The organism is Mycobacterium sp. E136, assembly GCF_001666865.1.
Classification (GTDB): domain Bacteria; phylum Actinomycetota; class Actinomycetes; order Mycobacteriales; family Mycobacteriaceae; genus Mycobacterium.
In genome coordinates this window covers 1-19,140 of sequence record NZ_LZJE01000326.1, presented here as the reverse complement: position 1 = coordinate 19,140, position 19,140 = coordinate 1, and the positions used below count along the sequence as shown (strand labels likewise).

The following is a 19,140-nucleotide window of genomic DNA, read 5'->3' as shown; positions in this document are numbered from 1 at the left end:
CCTTCATTCATTCGGCTACGACACGCCGGCACCGCTAATCAGGTCCCGACTCGTACACCACCTTGGTGGACGCAACCAATGCGGAGATACGGGACGTTCGCGTGGAGCGTCAGCTGCTTGCCAGTGCCGCGGCCGCCACGAGAAGACCACCTGCGCCTGTTCCCTTCGAACCGCGACCGGTGGTCGAGGATGCCGGGCAGGATGGTTTGCCAGTGGAGGGAACGCCTGCGCTGTCTGCCGCCGAAGCTTGCGCCTTTTCTAAGCACTTGTGTGTTCGGATTAGGGTGAGTTTCATTGTTCGCAGCCGACGTGTTCAGAGGTGGGGTTATCTAGGGGAGTTCCTTGGCGTACAAGCAATACTCATCGGTATCAGTGGACATCGTCGAAGCACTAATTCCGCCCAGTCGCGGAGCGATCCAAACGGCAACGGAAGAGATGGCAGGGCTACGCGATTGATTGAGCAGCGAATCGTCGCCCTGTGGCGGATGTATGTCAGATTTCTACGCACCGACAAAGAAAGCGTTAGCGTCGCTGAGCGCTCGGTGCGAACGGTCCTACTCGTTGTGCCATTTTTCGCAGTCGTCGCGTGGCTGTACCTCCGTGCCGCATTATGGGGGCCTTTGATCGTTCACTGCACTACTGACGACGGCGTGCGCCATAGATGCGGCCTACCAGACTTTATCCAGATGTACCTGTATCTTTTCGGCATCTGGGAACCAGATATAGCAGCGTTCATACGTCGCCGATTGCAGCCGGGCCACACCTTCATCGACGTCGGCGCCAACATCGGTTGCGTGAGCGCATTGGCTTCTAGGCTGGTCGGTCCTGGCGGCACAGTGGTGGCGATCGAGCCCTCCCCTACTGCCATAGCGGCGCTACAGGAGACCCTTTCGACGAACGAGCTGACAAACATCCGTGTGGTGATGGCCGCCGTATCAGATCACGATGAGGAACTCCCGCTGTTCAAGGGGCCAAGCTACAACACGGGCCTTACCACTACGGTCGCTCACGGCGGCTTTCGGGAAGAGGGCCGAGTCCGCGCGGCACCGCTCGGTGCGCTCGTACACCGCACGGAACTGGCGACTGCGCGTCTGATCAAAATCGACGTAGAGGGCGGCGAGGATCGGGCGCTCGCAGGCATGGTGGAGTCCATTGACATGCTCGCTGCTGACACAGAATTGGTGGTTGAACTTTCACCGAATTGGTGGAGCGACCAGACGTTGAAGCCAATTGATCTATTACGACCCTTCTTGGATCGCGGCTTCCACGTCTATCTGTTGCCAAATGACTACGGGCCGTGGCGGTACCTGTGGCCTGGGGTAATCGACCAGCCACAGCGCGTTCGCGACATGACAATATTGGAACGTAGACCTCACTTCGACATCGTGCTATCACGATGCGACACCGATGCGCTATGACTTCGCGTCCTCCGGGCGGTTGGATTGGCGGCAAGACTCGCCCGTCAACGCTAAGGGAATACGGCGCAATCACCACCACCTACCCACCAGTACTCGCCCAATTCGGCCTATGCGGCAAAATCGGGTGAGGGTGACGGCGTCACGTGGGCGGTCGTGTCCGGTTCTTGCTTTAGAGTTCCCCGGCGTCGATAGCTTTCTTGACCTCCTGTGCGTGGGCCACCTGCTGCGCCGTGTAACCGATAAACAACGCAATTCCGATGACAAGTACGCAGAACCCCGCTAACCACAAGAAGCCGTAGGTGATGCTTTGGTCCAGTGCATGCAGTTGCGCATCGCTCATGAACTTCGCAGGCCCGTTGATCCCGCCTAGAGACAGATTGCGCGAGCTAATCACCGCCTGGATCGCGGCTAGGACTACCGGTCCCCCGAGGGTCGACAGCATCAGCGCAATTGCGGATGTAGGTCCGATGCGGTCCTCCCCGACGCTCGCGATGGCCGAGAGCATAAGCGGGAGGTTCGCCATGCCTATACCGATCGCTCCGACGATCAAAGGCAACGCCAGATTCGGGAAATATGGGGCCCCGGCGTGGAGCGTCATGTGACTTACCATCACCGCGCCTGCCACGAGGACAGCTCCAACGATCACCACCACCCGCGGCGGAAACCGCATCACCAGCCGGGTTGAAGCCCCCATCCCGATACCCACAGCAAAGGCGAACGGAACAAATCCAAGACCTGCGTGCAAAGTGCTGTACTTCAGTACTTGTTGTACATATAAAGCAACGAGGACCGTCAGGCTGAACAGCACCCCACCGGCCAAAAAGATGGTCGCAAAGGTAGCCAGCCGATTCCGGTCGGCGAACAGGTCGAACGGCACGATTGGGCTTTCCGCTCGCCGTTCGACGATGATGAACGCGATAAGGCTGCTGAGTGCCAGCACACCTGAACCGATTGTCGTCGCTGACAACCAACCCTCCTGCGGGCCCGTCGTCAGAGCGAAAACCGCCGCGGCACAGATCAATATGGTCAACGCAGCGCCCATGACATCTAGCTTCATGCGCTTTGTCAGCGTCTCGCGCAAAGTGGTATGTGCCAGCCAGATCACCGCCAACCCGAGCGGTACGTTCATTATGAAGACGATCCGCCACGACACATCGGTGATTGCCCCACCCACCGTCAGGGCCAGTATGCCGCTGATCCCCCCGGTCGCGCCCAATATCGCAGTCGCAGCGTTACGCCCGGGGCCTTTCGGGAATGTCGTCGCTACCAGTGCCAGACACGTCGGTGAAAGGATGCCTGCTGCGACGCCCTGCAGCAGCCGGCCGGCGAGCAGGCTGGACGCATCCCACGCGATTCCGCACACCGCCGAGGCAAATGTGAACAGCGCCGCCGCGACGATGAACGTTCGCTTACGCCCGAAGATGTCGCCGAGGCGGCCACCCAGCAGCATGAGGCCCCCGAAGGTCAATACGTAGGCCATGATGACCCAACCTCGTGCAGCATCGGAGAGGCCGAGCTCGTTCTGGATCTTGGGCAACGCAAAAACCGCGATGGTACCGTCCATCGCCGCTACCAGCCCCATGCCACTGATAACGACGACTGCTGCAATGAAGCGGCGACGCGACATCGACGTCTGGAGGAACCCGCTCGTATCGCCTGGCGTCGCCGGTTCGGAGGCCACCGGATCGCTTTCTTCTAGTGCCCTACCGTCCACGACGTCGCGCCGCCTCATTGCCGACCGTCATAGCGAACTACGCTACAGCAATCATTCTGGGGATTCCGCGGCCTGTGGTGGGCTACGCGGGCTCAGTGAAGTACCACAGTCTTGTTCTTGCTGGCTGCGAGAGCAGGCGCGGGCTGGCTGGGGGTATGAGCTGCCGCTGAGCGCGGCCCGTGCTCGGCTGGTGAAACGTGCTCGGCTAGTGAGATTTAAGCGGTCGCTTCCGGCGATTGGGAGCAGCTCGAGGGCTCGTGGGGTCTCTTCCAATCGAACTCTTCTCGGGTCCGCGGTTGGGCCCTGCCCGCGACATGGAGAGTTCGGGCACGGGAGTATCTACAAACTGGTGCCGTCAGCAAAGTAGGAAGGTTACAGTCCTTTGTGTTCTCTTCAACAGAATGCTGGGTAGAGAAGGACCCTCGCGTTTGCGATGGGGTAAGGCTGGGTTCCGTCGAAGTCCACAGCTGCAACGAGCTAAACGACTGAAGCCACGAATATTGCTGTCGGACGAATTCACGGGTGACCGGTCCGTCAGACATAGATGGAGGCTGTGGCTATGACTGTTATATTCTATGGTCTTGATCTGAGGGAGCGGATGGAACCGCGAACTGAGATGCCATTCTCCGTCAAACCGTCCATCGAGCAAAACGACGAAAGTTTGCAAGCGCGCTCATGAATATTCCCAAGATCGGTCAATGTTGACTTCACTGATGCAGACGCGAATTGCTGTTCTCGCGACAGGTCTGGAAACTTCCGCTTGGCGCCTTGAGGCGCTTAGAGGTATGTCTTGTCCGGAGGTGTGCAATTCCTGTGGGCCTCTTAAGCAGTTGCGGCAGTGTGATGCCCGAACTGCATTGCCGATAAGGCGAGTCGACTCTAGAATTTCGCCCGCGCGCCACGCTTTTCCCTCGAGTTAGGATGATTGGTCGGACTGTGAACACTGTGAAACCGCGAGTTCTTTCTGCCTGGCGAGCTTGCATACAACTTCTTAGCACAAATAAGATTCGTGTTGGCCTCTTCGAGCGCGTGCTCCGTGCCTTACTACTGATTCTGCCCTTCAGCTTGGTGGTATGGCCACTGCAACTCCGGTCTGCGTTGCGAGGACCGGTGCCCGTTTCTGGCATGACCAGAGACGGTATAAAAGTATGCTGCCGGCTACCCGATTTCGTCCAAACTTATATCTATTTGTTTGGCATATGGGAACCAGATCTCGTAGCCTACTTGCGCCGCCGGTTGCAACCTGGCGATACATTGATCGACGTCGGTGCCCACATTGGGTATGTAAGCACACTAGCTAGCAGATTGGTGGGGCCGGACGGAACGGTTGTTGCTATTGAACCCTTTCCCGAAGTACTCGCCTCACTGGAACAGACTTTGTCGAGTAACTGCCTGAGTAACGTTCGGGTGATTGCCGCAGCGGTTTCAGATCGCGAGGATCAAGTCCCGCTATTTGCGGCGCGCGGAAATAGCGGATTGACCACGACGGTTGCGAGGCGCGGATTCCGCGAGGAGTATTTGGTTCGCGCGGCACCCTTGGCATCGCTCGTAACCCGAGAGGAATTGGAGACGGCACGGGTAATCAAAATTGACGTTGAAGGCGCTGAGGACCGCGTGCTCGCTAGTCTGATAGAAGATATCGACACACTCGACGTCGATGTCGATTTGATAGTTGAACTCTCGCCAACTTGGTGGAGCGAGTCAAACCTTCGGCCCATCGATGTTCTGCGGCCTTTCTTCAACCGTGGATTCCACCTCTACGAGCTGCCAAACGACTACGCACCGTGGCGCTACCTTTGGCCGAACGATGTGCGAGCGCCGCGTCGTGTCCGCGACCTCGATAGGTTGGAGCGGCGCGTGAAGCGGCTTGATGCCGTGCTTTCGAGGCGCGATGTCGACTCGCTCTAGCTAGCCGGAGGCGCCCCAATGCGGTCGTTGGGCTGATGCAGGCCTAACGACCGTCGAACGACCGGTAGTCCCAGGAGGCGAGAAACTGCTCGACCCTAGTTGCCTATTGCTTTGACCCCTCGGCGCGCGGCTTCCTCCAGCAAATCGGCGGCCGTCGCAACGCTGACTGCCGGATTAGTCATGCGCGCGGCGAGTTCGCGGGCTCGGGTGGAATATCGCGGGGTGAGGATAGTTCGCAGGTCCGCCAACAACGATTCTTTAGTGGTTTTCGCAAACGGGCGCGTGGTACCCACTTGTAACCTCTTGATCTGAGCTCCCCACATCGGCTGATCGAAGGCCTTCCAAAGGATCAGGCCGGGAACACCTGCTCGCAGGCCCGTGGACGTGGTGCCGGCGCCACCGTGGTGTACGACCGCGCGGCACATTGGGAACACGGCCGCGTGGTTGACCGCGGGCACCACCTTAACGTGGTCGGCTCGCGCATAGCTGAAGTCGTTCCGCCCGGAACAAATCAGCGCGCGCACACCCAAGTGCGCGCAAGATTCGCTGATTACGGTGTATGTGTCGGCAGCAGAGGCAACTGGCATGCTGCCGAATCCGAAGTAAATGGGTTGCGTCCCCGCCGCGATCCACGACGCAACCTCCTGATCAGCATCCGTGGCCAATTCCATCGTGAGCGCACCGACAAACGGACGCTGACCATTAAATCCTGACCATTCGGCAGCCAATCCCGGGAAGCAAACATCGTCGTAGGCCTGAATTTCAAGCGATCCGCGCTGCACGATCCGACGCGTCGAAGAACATGTCGCCTTCGGCAGCCCTAGTCGACAGCGTTGAGCGTCGTCAAGACTCTTCATGAGGCGCCAAAACAACGCGTCGTTTAGCCTCATTACGGAGCGGTTCAGCGACGATGGCAAGAAAGTCCGTAGCTGGCCGTTAGGCCGTATCGGGGTGTAATGATATACAGCCAGTGGAATGTCGTAGCGCTCAGCGACGTTTGCAGCAGTTTGTTCGAAAAGTGGGCCGGTAAATAGCAAGTCAGCGCCATCCGCCAGAGACGTCACTGTTGCAGCTATATCCTCCCCGCATCGCGTTAAGAGATCCCGTATTTCGCGCCACATTCCGACCGGATTCCGGAATTTCCTCGTGTCGGTACGTGGAGGCGTCCATAGGTTGAGCCAAGCTTGGGCATCCACGCCGAATACGGCCGCCGAAAGCCCAGCCGACTCGATGAAGTCAAGCGAGTCAGGCGCGACCGCCATACGGACCTCGTGCCCCCGGCGTACCAGCTCACGAGCGACGGCGGCGCAGGGTTCGGTGTCGCCACGACTTCCATAAGCAGCGAGCACAAATTTCATTGCGAACTAAACCTCACTGTTATTCGAGGTGCTCAAAATGAGCGTCACTCGCGTCTTCCGTCCTGACATCGTCCATCTTCACGGCGCTTCATTTGCGAGTCGTCAAAGGCAGTTGGATCTTGTTTTCCAAAGCCGCACGATGTCAGGCTCAATGGGGTGATGGAATTAGCTTCGAGAAGGTTCCTAGTATCGACAATGCTTTGTCCAGCCATCAGCTCTGCGACACGCGACCAATCGAGCGCACGAAACGTTGGCCACTCCGTGAGCACGACGACAACGTCCGCATCCTTCACCGCTTGGTACGCATCCGAAACGACCGTGATGCCGTCGGTGACGCCGGTGTCCTGCGGCACAACGGGATCGTATGCCGACAACTCGCAGCCCTCGCAAACGAGTCGCTCAGCTATATCGACGGCCGGCGAATGTCGGAGGTCGTTCGTGCCGGCCTTGAAGGCCAAGCCCAAAACACCCACCCGCTTGCCATGCAACGTCCCTCCCGCCGCTGCACGGACTCGATCGACAACACGCGATTTCTGGCGCTCGTTGCTGTCAGCGACCGATTCAAGCAGTGGCAAATCGAGCCCCAACTTCCTCGCGGTGTGGAGCATCGCCGCAGTGTCTTTTGGCAGGCAGGAGCCGCCCCAACCGGGTCCTGGCTGGAGATACGACTTCCCGATGCGCGGGTCGTAACCCATGCCTTCGATCACGGATCGGATGTCCGCGCCCAGCCGATCACACAGCTCAGCAACCTCATTGATATACGACAACCTCGCGGCAAGGAACGTATTAGACGCGTACTTGACCAGTTCGGCGCTCGCCGTATCCATGAAGACTATCGGGGCCGCGAGCGCCTTATATAGTCCTGCAACCTGTTCGGCTGGTGCCGCGCGATCAGAACCGATCACTATACGGTCTGGCATGAGGAAGTCGTCGACGGAGTAGCCTTCGCGGAGAAATTCCGGGTTCGAGACCACACTCACTTGGGGCCGTTGGAGAAGCGCGGTAACACGGGCCGCTGTTCCGACCGGCACCGTTGATTTGACGACAAGGGCGCAACCGTCGGAGAGCGTGTCGCGCAATTGCATCACCGCATCATCGAAATGAGTCAGGTCGACCCGACCGTCGACGCCCATTGGGGTAGGCACACAAAGGAATACGAACTCGACATCGGCCAAGGCATCTGCTGCAGCGTTTGCGTGCTTGAAGCTGAGATGCCCGGAATCGACGCGGGTTCGGACGAGTTCGACGAGTCCAGGCTCGACGATATCCACATGCCCTCGGCTCAGTCGTTGCAGTTTCGATTCGTCGATCTCAAAGCACGTGACAATATGACCTAGCGTCGCAAGGCAAGCGCTGGATGTAAGCCCGACATATCCTGCTCCAAGAACTGCAATTCGCGAACCCATTGATCCCCCTGATTGTCCACCGTCGCGGCGGATTACCACAAACTAGCATTCATACGTCGTCACTTGTCACTAGATGAGCCACACTGTCGAAGCCGTGAGGAATTCCAGTTCATCGGTCTATTCCTTACGGTGCGCTCCTTCGAACAGATACCGGAACCATCCGATCGTGGGGATCAATCCGTCACCCAAATTGGTGACGGGATCCCACCCAAGAGCCTGTCGAGCCAAAGATATATCGGGACAACGCACCTCCGGGTCGTCTGGTGGTCGCGGCATAAACTCAATGTCTGAATCGGACCCAACAACCGTTATCACGCGTTTTGCCAGTTCCAAAACTGTAATTTCTTCGGGGTTGCCGAGGTTAACTGGACCAGGGAAATCCGACTCAATAAGTCGCACGACTCCTTCCACCAGATCGTCGACGAAGCAAAGAGATCGCGTTTGACCGCCATCGCCATGCACCGTCAACGGTTCGCCCCGCAGCGCCTGCCAGATGAACGTGGGTATAGCGCGACCATCGTTCGGGCGCATCCGCGGTCCGTAAGTGTTGAAAATCCGAGCAATGCCCGTGTTCACTGCGAAACGATCACGGTAACTGGTCGTCAGAGCTTCGGCGAACCGCTTCGCTTCGTCGTACATGCTGCGCGGTCCAATGGGGTTGACATTGCCCCAATAACTTTCCGGCTGCGGGTGAACGTGTGGATCCCCGTACACCTCGGATGTGGACGCCAGGATGAAGCGAGCTTGCTTCTCACGAGCAAGTTCTAGGCACTGAAGCGTTCCATTGGAGCCAGCCTTGAGTGTCTCAATCGAGAGACGCGTGTATTCGGGTGGGGACGCTGGACTCGCTAGGTGCACCACGACGTCGAGTGGGCCTGATATTACGAGCTGACTAGTTACATCGCCCTCGAGGAAGCTGAACCTACCGAGCCGTGACAGATCGTCGACATTGGACCGGGCACCTGTGCTGAAATTGTCCAGGCAAAGGACCTCGTAGCCAGCGTGCAGCAGACGTTCGCACAGCGCCGAACCAATAAATCCAGCTCCCCCCGCCACAAACGCTCGACGCATAGCTAATCTAGATCCCCTCGCCCTTCCGATGGCGCGAGTCGTAAACCCCCCGAAACATTAAACCAGATCGTAACCTTCCGCCGGCGAGCACACCGCGAGAACGATGAACGAGGCTGAAGATGGTAGTCAGTCACGCGCCATGCTTGCCGCACACTCATCGATCAATCGCCGGGCTCCCTACGGTCGGCCTCGCCGATAGGCGACCGGTCTCGGTGGCCAGGTAGCAGATTTTGCACCACGTCCGACTGCCGTGCTACGAGCGCCTGCCCTCCATTGAGGAAGTATGCCGGTTTGCTCGATTCGACGACCGGCCTTCGACTTCAGCGGACGGTCTGGAGCCCAGCGCTGCTTGCGACGCTCTGCACCATCTGGCCCGCGGCACCGCGAAGGCCATTAGCAAAGCTTCCGAGCCACCGGGCCGTCTGACGCGGATTCTTCACGAAATTGGCGTAACTGGACTGCCACCAGTAGTTGATCGACATGTTCTCGCCGACGCCCCACACCGCGTGCCACCAGAACAAGGGGATATAGAGCATGTCACCAGGCCCGAGTTCAACGACAGCCCGGTCCGCGTCGGCCCAATCGGGGAATTCAGTCAGATCCGGGTCGGCCACGTTGACCCGTGACAGGTTGTTGCCGATGTAACCGAACGGGTAGGGGTAAACGCGGGCAATCTCCCGAGGCGGGCAGAGCATCACTTGCTTCCTACCACGGACCTGTGTCAAGAAGTTGTCGGCGTAGTCGTAATGCAGTGACGTGAAATTATTGCCCGGGCCGAACCAAAGGTTGACCGCGGCGTACTTTTCCTCATCGACGAAAGCCGGGAACCGGACATCGGGCCAGAGTTCGGGCAAGGCCGTCTTGATAGGCAGTTGCACTGCATAGAGTTCGCCATCCGAGATGGCGCCGCTTGCAAGCAGCTCGATGTAATCTGCGAATTTCATCTCAGACGCGCTGGCCATAGTCCCGCTCTTCGCATCGGGGATGTGAGTACCTGCAGTCGTGACCTTGGACGGGCTTAGCGGGCGGTCACCGATCTTTTCTGTGAGGTAGTCGTTGGTCCACCTCTCCAGTGCGGGCCAACCTGCCGTCGCTCCGGAGATGACAACCGGGCGCTGGGGGGCGATGAAACGCTCCTGCAATTCATCACGGCTTGGGCATTCCAACCTGGGCACCTCGAAGGTGCTGATGACGTCGAACAAGCGTTTCCTCCTACGGCACGGTGACGCTTCACCGCAATCGTGGCAAACTACCACACCGCGTCCATTTGCTCTCTTAGCGCTCCGGGCAATGTCGACTGGCGGGTGTCAGTTATTCGTCTCTTTCCCCGCCGGTCCTGTCGGCTCGATCCGGGCGGATGTATAACCGTCGCGCGGCACCAGTAAACCCTCGCGCGACCGAACGCGCAACGGTCTTGGCACGTTGACAGGTTAGCTCCCGCGATCTACCGGCTCTTGAGGAGCGGGCGTCCAAGAACGCTCCGCTCCGGCCCAGATTCGACGTGGGTGGCAAAGTCACCTTGACGGGAGATTCGCCGTAGTAGCCTGACCCGTGGACCATTCGACGTTGCACAGTTACCTCCCCACGGTCGCGAAGACAGCAGGGGACCACGCAGCGGCTTCGAGGTGGGCAGTCGAGTGAGGGAGGGATCGACGTGGAGTCCGATGTCTTGACGCTGACGGACGCAAGGATTGTTCCGGGACCGCCGCTTCCGCTCGTCATAGAGCCAACGAAAGATGGCTTGGACGTCGTGGCTTGGGCGGAGGCACAGCGCGCCCCGCTTCACGAACTCCTACTTCGCCACGGAGGCATCGTCTTTCGAGGATTCACCGGAGCATCGGTTGAGACATTCCGTAAGTTCATCGCAGCTGTGTCGGGCGAGCCACTTCCCTACGTCGGCAGGACATCGCCTCGGCACGAGGTTGCCGACCGCGTCTACACTTCGACCGACTACCCTCCGCACACGCGGATTCCGCTCCATAACGAATCCTCGTACAGCAAGACGTGGCCGCTGCGCCTCTTCTTCCATTGCGTGATACCACCGGCCAGCGGAGGCGCCACGCCGATAGCCGACAGTCGCAACATCTACCGGCGGATCTCACCTGAACTGCGCCAAAGGCTGGAGGAGCGCGATTACCTCTACGTCCGCCACTTCACGCCGACACTCGGCGTCAGTTGGCAGGAAGCCTTTCAGACAGCGGACCGCGATGAGGTCGAACGGTATTGCGCCGACAACGACATCGACCTCACCTGGGGAGCGAACGACGAACTGACCACTCGGCAGCGCCGACCGGTCTCCGCCACGCATCCGGAAACCGGCGAGAAGACCTGGTTCAACCACCTCACCTTCTTCCACGTCTCCACACTGGATCCCATGGTTGCCGAGGCGTTGCTGTCGATGGGGAAAGAGAACCTGCCGAACAACACCTATTACGGCGACGGCGAGGAAATCGAGCCGGAAGCCCTGGATGAACTGCGCGCCGCCTACGACGCAGAAACGGTTTCGATACCGTGGCAGGAAGGCGACATCATGATGCTCGACAATATGCTCGTCGCCCACAGCCGGGACACGTACAAGCCGCCCCGCAAGATCGTGGTCGGTATGGCAGAACCTTGGTCCCGCAGATAGCGGTGCCCCTTCGACTTCCGCCGGCTACATTGCCACCAGCTAACTCGGCGAGGGCCTAGGGCTTGACAGCATCGTTGGCCTTCTTCGCTTCCTGCGCCCGCGCCACCTGTTCCGCCGTGTAACCGACGAACGTCACTACCGTCGCCAGCAGGACCACCACAACGGCTATTCCCAGCAAACCATCAGTGAAGCCACTATCCAGCGCACTCAACTGTGCGTCATTCATGGACGCCACCGGCCCGGTGACTCCGCCGTGGTGCAGCGTGCGCAAGGTGATGACCGCCTGAATGACCACCAGCACGAGCGGTCCCCCGGTCATTCTCACCATGACGGCAACGGCCGATGCGGGCCCGATTCGGTCCGGGCCGACGCTGGCGATCAGCGACAACATGAGCGGGATTTCGAGCAAGCCCAATCCGATCCCCCCGACGACGAGCGGCAGCACCAGGTTGGGGAAGTACGGGACGTCGCGGTTCAGCGTTGATCCATACAGCATTGCGCACAACAACAAGATCGCGCCGGCGATCACCACCACACGAGGTGGGAACCACTTCACCAGCTGCGAAGATGCGCCCATACCTGTGGCCTGGGCGAGGGCGAACGGGATGAAACTGATGCCCGCCTGCAGCGGGCTGTAGCCCATGATGTCCTGCACATAGAGAGCGATCAGCACGGCCAGCGTGAAACCCGTTCCGCCGGAAAGGAACATGGATCCGTAGGTCGCGAGCCGATTGCGATCGAAGAAGAGGCTGAACGGGACGACAGGGTTCTCAGCGTTGCGTTCCACCATGACGAACAGCACGAGAGTGGCCAAAGCCACCACGAGAGAGCCGATCGTCAAGGCCGACAACCAACCGTTCTCCGGTCCCATCGACAATCCGAAAACTGCCGCGGTGCATACCAACGTGGCCAGTACGGCTCCGGCGACGTCGAGTCTCATCCGCTCTTTCTGCGTTTCCTGCAGCATCGCGCGGGCCACGAAGATCACAATCAGCCCGATGGGCACGTTGACCCAGAACACCAGTCGCCACGACATGTCGGTGAGCATTCCGCCCAACACCAAGCCCATTACCGAGCCGATGCCGATCATCGCACCCAGCACCGCCGTCGCAGCATTGCGTACCGGCCCCTTCGGAAAGGTGGTCGCGACCAGGGCCATACAGGTCGGCGCGATGATCGCGGCCGCGGCGCCGTGCACCAAACGGGCGAGTACGAGGACGCCCCCGTTCCAGGCAACAGCGCACATGCCTGACGCGAGCGTGAACAGGGCGACGCCGATGATGAACGTTCGCTTGCGGCCGATGGTGTCGCCGAGCCGGCCCCCGACCAGCATGAGGCCGCCGAACGTGAGCACATAAGCTGTGATCACCCAGCTGCGCATACCATCTGAAAGGCCCAGCTCATTCTGGATCGTGAAGAGGGCGAGGATCACGACGGGTCCGTCCATCGACGCCATGAGCTGGGTGCCGCCGATCGCTAGAATCACAGCAACAAACCGTCGAGACCTCAGCAAAGCCGGAATGTATCTCCTTTTGACGTCCGGCGTTGTCGGATCGACGGCCGCCGAGCCCGGTTGTACTGCGCTCTCGTCATTCGAGTGAGTTGCTACTCGCTCTCCATCGTTGAGAAACGCCATAATCGGTCACCCTACAGCAAACGTTAGAACCGCGGCAGACCGGTCAAGCGCGAGGGCCCTTGTGCCGGTTGACCATTGCGCGGGGAGCGCGGAGCATTCTCAGGATCGACAAACGGTACAGCAAGGAATTCGAGTAGGCACGGTCGGCGCCGATCGCCCACAGATCCCGCGAATTCTCGAATGCCGTCCGGAAGTCATGTTCGCTCGCCCGGTACGCCTCGAAAACGCGGTCCAGCACAGCGCTGTCCCAGGCCTCGTCACGGGCAGCCGCGCACATCGCGTCGTACGCCGCAGACATCCAGTCTGCGCCGAAGCGCTCTGTCACCGGGCCGGTGTGACGCTGGCGCCGGAGACTCGGTGCGAGGAACTCGTCTATTGCGTCGTCGTCGTCGGCCTTCAGTTCAAGGCCGATGGCCGCCGATATCCGCGACACCTCCCGGCGCCAGTCTTCGAGGAGGTTGGCATAGTCGACGAACACTCGTGCCACGCCACGCGTGTTCCGCTCAGCCAGTAAGCAATTCTTCAGCCACAGGGCGCTAGCGAGTTCGGGTGTGGTCGGGCCCGCTGCGCCCAGTGACGCGATGACCTCCTGCGGGTGACGCAACGCAATCACCGCCGCGACGTCTAGCCCTGCTGTACTAGCCGCTTCGAACCACAGATCGGACAGGGCCGTTATGTGGGTGTCTTTGATGACCACGAGCGGCCCGTCCGGCAGGTCGGAGAGAAATGCACCGATCTTGGCCTTCCATGCGGCCTTCTCACCTGTGTCGAAGGCAACATCCTCCAGCAGCCGCAGAGACGGATCGAATCCCGCGCTGCCGTGCCGGCGCAAAATCTTCTCGTTCAAGACGAGGGTTGCGCGGGGCTCCCAATAGCCCCGCGGATTGTGATCATCGGCGGGTCTCACGTCGGCCGGCAGTGCACCTCCGCACAGCGACAGCACCCGCGCCAGCGCCGAGGTCCCGGACCGGCCTTGACCCAACACGAAGAGAATTATCCGGCGGGCCTCCGCTTTCGGGCGGGCCGGATCTTCCATCTTCAGATCCTCTTCCACGGAGTCCCCCCCACAGCCTTCACCATTTGCCCAGCACCGCCGAATCTCGGCATCAGCCGACACCGACTGGACGAATTCTCTCGCATGTCACCCTCCTAAGCATTCGACGCGTTCCGGTTACAGGTCCCAATTCGACGGGTCCTAGAGCTCGGTGACGTTCGACAGCGACAGATCTTTACCGTCGATTCGGCGGATATCAGTTGGCGCCGCCGGCAATCGCAGACTCGACAAACGGTTGTAGCTTCGATCGAAGAAATGCACATTGCCTGGGACATAGCGTCTGCCCAATCTCGTTGCGTACCCGGACTCTCCGACAACCACGACGTCCTTGTCCACCGAAAGTCCGCGCGTGAGCAGTTCGCCGACGTGCACCACCACGCCGTGACGGTTGACGAGGTTGCCCCCGCGTGAATCGCATATCAGCCATTCGCCGTCCTCAAGGAATACAACGTTGTGGCAGCCCGCACCGGGAACGGTGAATCTATTTTTGACCTCGAAGTTTTCGTCCGTTTGCACCAGCTCGCTGAATTTGCCGTTCGCCAACCCGTTCTGCAACAGGAGGTAGATGGAACCTTGTTCAGCGACGATGGAGTTGATATGGACATACTTCCCGCCCGCAACGATGTAACGATCGGGTCCGGATTTGTAACTCGCGAATTCCTCCCCGAGGGGATAGAACTCCTCTTCCAATTCGAAGTTCTCGTTGAAGCGCAGGATCCTCTGGCAAAAAGTATCGATGACATGGAGTTTTTCGCCGATGAAATCCATCTGGTGACAATTGGTGTGCAGACCGTCGACGACAACCGATTCCCGCCGAATTCGATTGTTCTCGACCTCCAGCTTGATGACGCGGCCAAGCAGTTTGCCTCGTAGTTGTAACGGTTTGCCCCGCAGCTGTATGCGGCTCAGTAGGATTCCCGTGTCGTAGATGTCATGCGCTTGGTAACAGTAGATGCATCCGTTTTTGATGGTTACACCGAAGAACACCCCACCCATGATCTTCATCCACTCCCGACCGTTGACTGCGTACAGTCCTTCCCGGGACGCCACGACGTGGGTGTAGCCCGCGAGGTCCCTGTTTCGCACCCGGATCAAACCCAGTCGATACACCAGGCGGTCCACTATCTTGAAGTTCAGAATGGTCTTGAAATCGGTGAATGTCGATGCCATTGAGTGCCGAATCATCCCACGTCGGGATTTCGGCAGCTCCTCTTGGAACTGACGGAAAATCACGACGTTTCCCTCGGGATCCTTTATGGAGAGGAGCCATCTTCCCCAAAAGCTGAACCACGGGAGGCGTTCGAATCCCAAATTCCTCGGCGGTTCCTCGAGTTCGATGTCGTGCCGCCTCAAGCGTTCTTTCAGGTCCTCCATGTCCTGAATCTGCAGGAGGAAGCGAGCCGTCCCCGGGGTGGCGGCACCGGGTTTGAAACTTTCGACGTCGTGAATTACCAGCCCACGACCGATCGAGCCGGTGCTCAGGTAATAGGGGCGAGGGTATCCGTAGACCTCGCGATGAAATTTGATGCCCAAACTCCGACGATAGAAATCGGCGAGCTTTTCCGGATCGGCCGAGACGAGTTCGACAGATACGAGTCCCTCAACCACGCTGTCCGTCACCTCGGTCCTCCTTCAGCGGGCGTCTTCTGCAGAGTTCGATGAATTGAGCCGTCGTGCAAGGGTCCAACCAGCACGGCCGATGCGGGCCGCGACTTCGATATCTCGGTCAGCGGAGAGGACTCGGCCGGATCGACGTCGCCTTGGGCGGGTTGTGTGGCGCCAGCGAGCGTGCGAGATCGCTGGACTGAAGTCGTTTGAGGAGCACGTGCGTGCGTTTGCACGCGACATTCGGTGGTCGGCGCGAAACCAAGTCGAGCATTTTCTTTGCTCCGGAGGGCCGACATTTCCGAAATCGACAACTCGGGGAACCGGCTTGCGCAGTACGCTTTTGCTGGTCGTGTTTGCGATCGGCTCAGATTGGGGGGCTCATGTGCGGAATCGCTTCCATTCTCGATGTGCGGGGCGATCCCCGTGTACTGCGTGAGCGGGCCGTTACGATGGCGCGACTCTTGCGCCATCGAGGTCCGGACTGGAGCGGTATCTACGCCGACGAGAACGCGGTCCTCGCCCACGAGCGGTTGTCGATCGTTGACGTGGAGCACGGTGCCCAGCCTTTGACGGATCAGGCCGTCGAACTCGTCCTCGCAGTGAACGGCGAGATCTACAACCATCGAAGCCTCCGAGCTGAATTCCGCGATTACCCGTTCAAGACCGCGTCGGATTGTGAGGCGATCATCCCGCTCTACAAGCGATACGGGACCGACTTCCTCAATCGCCTCAGCGGAATTTTCGCCTTCGTTCTCTACGACAAGCGGAACGATGATTTTCTCGTCGCCCGGGATCCCATTGGCGTCATCCCGCTCTACACCGGCCGAGACGAACACGGCAACCTGTATGTCGCCTCGGAGATGAAGGCGCTGATTCGTTACTGCCGGCACATCGAGGACTTTCCGCCCGGCCACTATCTGACACGGGGCCTCGACCAACCCAGGCGCTACTACGACCCGGACTGGCGCGACTTCTCGGCGGTCTCCGGGCGCCCCCTCGACATCGCCGGTTTGCGAACCGGACTCGAAGCCGCCGTTCATCAGCAGTTGATGTCCGACGTTCCGTACGGCGTCCTGATCTCGGGTGGACTCGACTCGTCCGTCATCTCGGCGGTCACTGCCGGATTCGCCGCGAACCGAATCGAAGACGGAGACCGGACCCAGGCCTGGTGGCCTCGGCTGCATTCGTTCTGTATCGGCCTTGAAGGCTCTCCCGATCTCGCCGCCGCCCGAAAGGTCGCGACGGCGATCGGTACTGTGCACCACGAATTCCAGTTCACGGTGCAGGAGGGCATTGATGCGCTCTGGGATGTGATCTACCACATCGAGACATACGACGTAACTAGCATCCGCGCCTCGACTCCGATGTATCTGATGATGCGACGAATCAAAGCGATGGGGATCAAGATGGTCCTCTCGGGCGAAGGCGCCGACGAGGTCTTCGGCGGGTACCTCTATTTCCACAAGGCTCCCGGCGCCCGGGAATTCCACGAAGAAACCATCCGCAAACTCGACCTGCTTCACAAGTACGACTGCCTGCGTGCGAATAAAGCCGCCGCTGCATGGGGGGTGGAGATCAGGGTGCCATTCCTCGATCGTGAATTCCTCGACATCGCAATGTCTTTCGATCCCCGCGAGAAGATGGTCGGTCAGGGCAGAATGGAGAAGTGGCCGTTGCGGAGGGCCTTCGAAGGACGGCTGCCCGAGGAGATCCTGTGGCGACAGAAGGAGCAGTTCTCCGACGGTGTCGGCTATCGGTGGATCGACTCGTTGAAGGCGATCGCAGAGGCCCAAGTGTCCGACAGCCAGATGCAAAGTGCGCGATACCGTTTCCCGGATAATCCGCCGGCAACCAAAGAGGCGTACATGTACCGGGAGATTTTCGAATCGCACTTTCCCGGACGCGCTGCAGCTGCCTGTGTCCCTGGCGGTCCAAGCATTGCCTGCAGCACCCCTGCAGCCATCGCCTGGGACATGAGCTTTGCGAAGAATGCCGACCCGTCGGGTCGCGCGGTGCTCGGCGTCCACCAGGTTGCGATCGCCGAGGCGTAGGGGCGGAGCACAAGAGCGGCTTCCGAGAGCGACGTCAGAGCACGACTCGGTGGCGCCAAGCCTTCGGCTGGCATGATTCGCGGTCTCAATGAACACCCCCTGGTTCCCCCCAACCATCAGGTCCGCGTGCTTGCCCTCATCGAGTGAGTCAATCGCCAAGCGAGCCTTGATGTTCGGCATGTCCGCCTATCGCCCGCCGGTGGGGCGGGAGACAACAACAGCCGAGTTTCGACGAGATGGGTTTGCGAAGGTCTTGCTACAAGGAACTCGCGCCCTCGGATCTCCCACCGCGACACCTCAAGCTTCCAACGAGAGCTTGAGTTGTTCGACGTACGTACGTATCGCTTCGTCGGATGTCATCTCGTCGTGCCCGCAATCGACTGAGTGCACCGTCAAGTCGCCGGACACGTACTGTCGCCAATCTTGCGGGTTGTTCACAATCTCGCCCCGGGTTGCGGAGAACACGATCATGTCGCCGTCGAATACGTCAGGTACATGCTCGCGTAGGTACGAGAGATTGGTGTTGTGGTTATAGACCGCGAACTCGAAGATCGGTTTGGGCGGCAGGACGAATTCCACTACTTGCCCCTGCTGGCGAATCAGCTCTTCGGCCCGCCGGTATGTCAGCCGCTCTGACTCCTCGGAGAGATCGATACCGCTTGACCGTAAGAAGAGATTCAGCAGACGATCCTCGGCAGGATTCTCGTCTTCTACAGTGCCTCCGGGTCCATCGGCGCTGAGCACGGGATCCAGCATGACGAGGTTCTTGACGATGCTTCCTCGTCGGCGAAGCTCCACGGCTATTTCGTGGGCGACCGGACCTCCGAAGGACCATCCGAGGAGGTTGTAGGGACCTTCGGGATAGATAGCTTGGATCCGGTCGGCGTAGTTCTTCGCCATGTCTCGGATCGATCGAGGAGCGACCTCGCCATCCTCTGGAATCTGGTTGATGCCGATGATCGGACAATCGAGATACTCGCGCAGACCGCGGTACGCGTAGCTCTGCCCGTTACCTTCGTGAATGCAACACAGGGGGACGCCCGTTCCCTCCTTGAACACCTCGACGGGAACCAGTTCCACCCCGCTGTCGGCGCTGTCGAGTTGCTCGCTCAGGCTCCTGACGGAAGGGGCATGGAACAACGTGCGAACGGCGAGATGGGTGTCGAGCGCTCGGTTGATGGCGGCGACCACCCGCATGGCCGACAGCGAATCGCCGCCGAGTTCGAAGAAGGAGTCGTCGACGCTGACGCGGTCTAGGCCCAGGACTTGGGCGTAGATGCCGGCCAG

13 protein-coding genes are annotated in these 19,140 nt (G+C 59.7%); 4 read left to right on the top strand and 9 right to left on the bottom strand.

All coding sequences use genetic code 11. The features are described from left to right. The first annotated feature begins 686 nt into the window (after positions 1–686). Positions 687–1,418, top strand: a complete 732-nt coding sequence (locus A5698_RS21810; RefSeq protein ID WP_197506857.1) for an FkbM family methyltransferase — start codon at positions 687–689, stop codon at positions 1,416–1,418. 169 nt (positions 1,419–1,587) lie between these two features. Here the strand turns inward: A5698_RS21810 and A5698_RS21805 are convergent, their stop codons facing one another. After that, on the bottom strand, positions 1,588–3,150 hold the full coding sequence (locus A5698_RS21805; protein WP_197506856.1) for an MFS transporter: 1,563 nt from the start codon (positions 3,148–3,150) through the stop codon (positions 1,588–1,590). Positions 3,151–4,053: 903 nt separating this feature from the next. Here A5698_RS21805 and A5698_RS21800 point away from each other — a divergent pair. Beyond that, positions 4,054–5,040, top strand: a complete 987-nt coding sequence (locus tag A5698_RS21800) for an FkbM family methyltransferase (RefSeq protein ID WP_084792565.1) — start codon at positions 4,054–4,056, stop codon at positions 5,038–5,040. Between the two features lie 95 nt (positions 5,041–5,135). On the opposite strand, the gene A5698_RS21795 is transcribed toward A5698_RS21800, so the two are convergent. From A5698_RS21795 to A5698_RS21780, 4 genes are all read right to left on the bottom strand, one after another. After that, entirely contained in the window at positions 5,136–6,398 is a 1,263-nt protein-coding gene (locus A5698_RS21795; RefSeq protein ID WP_084792564.1) for a glycosyltransferase, read from the bottom strand. A 44-nt stretch (positions 6,399–6,442) separates the two neighbouring features. Next, positions 6,443–7,804 (bottom strand): UDP-glucose dehydrogenase family protein, encoded by a 1,362-nt coding sequence (locus A5698_RS21790; protein ID WP_084792563.1) that lies wholly within the window; start codon positions 7,802–7,804, stop codon positions 6,443–6,445. A 117-nt stretch (positions 7,805–7,921) separates the two neighbouring features. Beyond that, on the bottom strand, positions 7,922–8,875 hold the full coding sequence (locus A5698_RS28190) for a UDP-glucuronic acid decarboxylase family protein (RefSeq protein ID WP_084792562.1): 954 nt from the start codon (positions 8,873–8,875) through the stop codon (positions 7,922–7,924). Positions 8,876–9,195: 320 nt separating this feature from the next. Beyond that, a complete protein-coding gene (locus tag A5698_RS21780) occupies positions 9,196–10,077 on the bottom strand; it encodes a cupin-like domain-containing protein (RefSeq protein WP_068300996.1) in 882 nt (293 codons plus the stop codon). A 452-nt stretch (positions 10,078–10,529) separates the two neighbouring features. Between A5698_RS21780 and A5698_RS21775 the strand changes: the two genes are divergently transcribed. Further along, positions 10,530–11,504 carry a TauD/TfdA family dioxygenase gene (locus A5698_RS21775; RefSeq protein ID WP_197506855.1) on the top strand — a complete coding sequence of 325 codons (975 nt, stop codon included), beginning with the start codon at positions 10,530–10,532 and terminating at the stop codon, positions 11,502–11,504. Between the two features lie 55 nt (positions 11,505–11,559). Here A5698_RS21775 and A5698_RS21770 read toward each other — a convergent pair whose 3' ends face one another. From A5698_RS21770 to A5698_RS21760, 3 genes are all read right to left on the bottom strand, one after another. Then, a complete protein-coding gene (locus A5698_RS21770) occupies positions 11,560–13,140 on the bottom strand; it encodes an MFS transporter (protein ID WP_084792559.1) in 1,581 nt (526 codons plus the stop codon). A gap of 43 nt (positions 13,141–13,183) precedes the next feature. Next, on the bottom strand, positions 13,184–14,176 hold the full coding sequence (locus tag A5698_RS21765; protein WP_068301014.1) for a sulfotransferase family protein: 993 nt from the start codon (positions 14,174–14,176) through the stop codon (positions 13,184–13,186). Between the two features lie 159 nt (positions 14,177–14,335). Then, positions 14,336–15,814 (bottom strand): VOC family protein, encoded by a 1,479-nt coding sequence (locus tag A5698_RS21760; RefSeq protein ID WP_068300986.1) that lies wholly within the window; start codon positions 15,812–15,814, stop codon positions 14,336–14,338. Positions 15,815–16,182: 368 nt separating this feature from the next. Here A5698_RS21760 and asnB point away from each other — a divergent pair, with 368 nt between their 5' ends. Further along, positions 16,183–17,853 carry an asparagine synthase B gene (gene asnB / locus A5698_RS21755; protein WP_068300983.1) on the top strand — a complete coding sequence of 557 codons (1,671 nt, stop codon included), beginning with the start codon at positions 16,183–16,185 and terminating at the stop codon, positions 17,851–17,853. 297 nt (positions 17,854–18,150) lie between these two features. Here asnB and A5698_RS21750 read toward each other — a convergent pair. Further along, positions 18,151–19,140 (bottom strand): thioesterase domain-containing protein (locus A5698_RS21750; protein WP_068300980.1); only part of this gene is annotated, 990 nt, incomplete at its 5' end.

Bases quoted from the DNA above. Each gene is read 5' to 3' on its own strand.
- A5698_RS21810 (WP_197506857.1), top strand. From the start codon at position 687: ATGTACCTGTATCTTTTCGGCATCTGGGAACCAGATATAGCAGCGTTC.
- A5698_RS21805 (WP_197506856.1), bottom strand. From the start codon at position 3,150: ATGAGGCGGCGCGACGTCGTGGACGGTAGGGCACTAGAAGAAAGCGAT.
- A5698_RS21800 (WP_084792565.1), top strand. From the start codon at position 4,054: ATGATTGGTCGGACTGTGAACACTGTGAAACCGCGAGTTCTTTCTGCC.
- A5698_RS21795 (WP_084792564.1), bottom strand. From the start codon at position 6,398: ATGAAATTTGTGCTCGCTGCTTATGGAAGTCGTGGCGACACCGAACCC.
- A5698_RS21790 (WP_084792563.1), bottom strand. From the start codon at position 7,804: ATGGGTTCGCGAATTGCAGTTCTTGGAGCAGGATATGTCGGGCTTACA.
- A5698_RS28190 (WP_084792562.1), bottom strand. From the start codon at position 8,875: ATGCGTCGAGCGTTTGTGGCGGGGGGAGCTGGATTTATTGGTTCGGCG.
- A5698_RS21770 (WP_084792559.1), bottom strand. From the start codon at position 13,140: ATGGCGTTTCTCAACGATGGAGAGCGAGTAGCAACTCACTCGAATGAC.
- A5698_RS21765 (WP_068301014.1), bottom strand. From the start codon at position 14,176: ATGGAAGATCCGGCCCGCCCGAAAGCGGAGGCCCGCCGGATAATTCTC.
- asnB (WP_068300983.1), top strand. From the start codon at position 16,183: ATGTGCGGAATCGCTTCCATTCTCGATGTGCGGGGCGATCCCCGTGTA.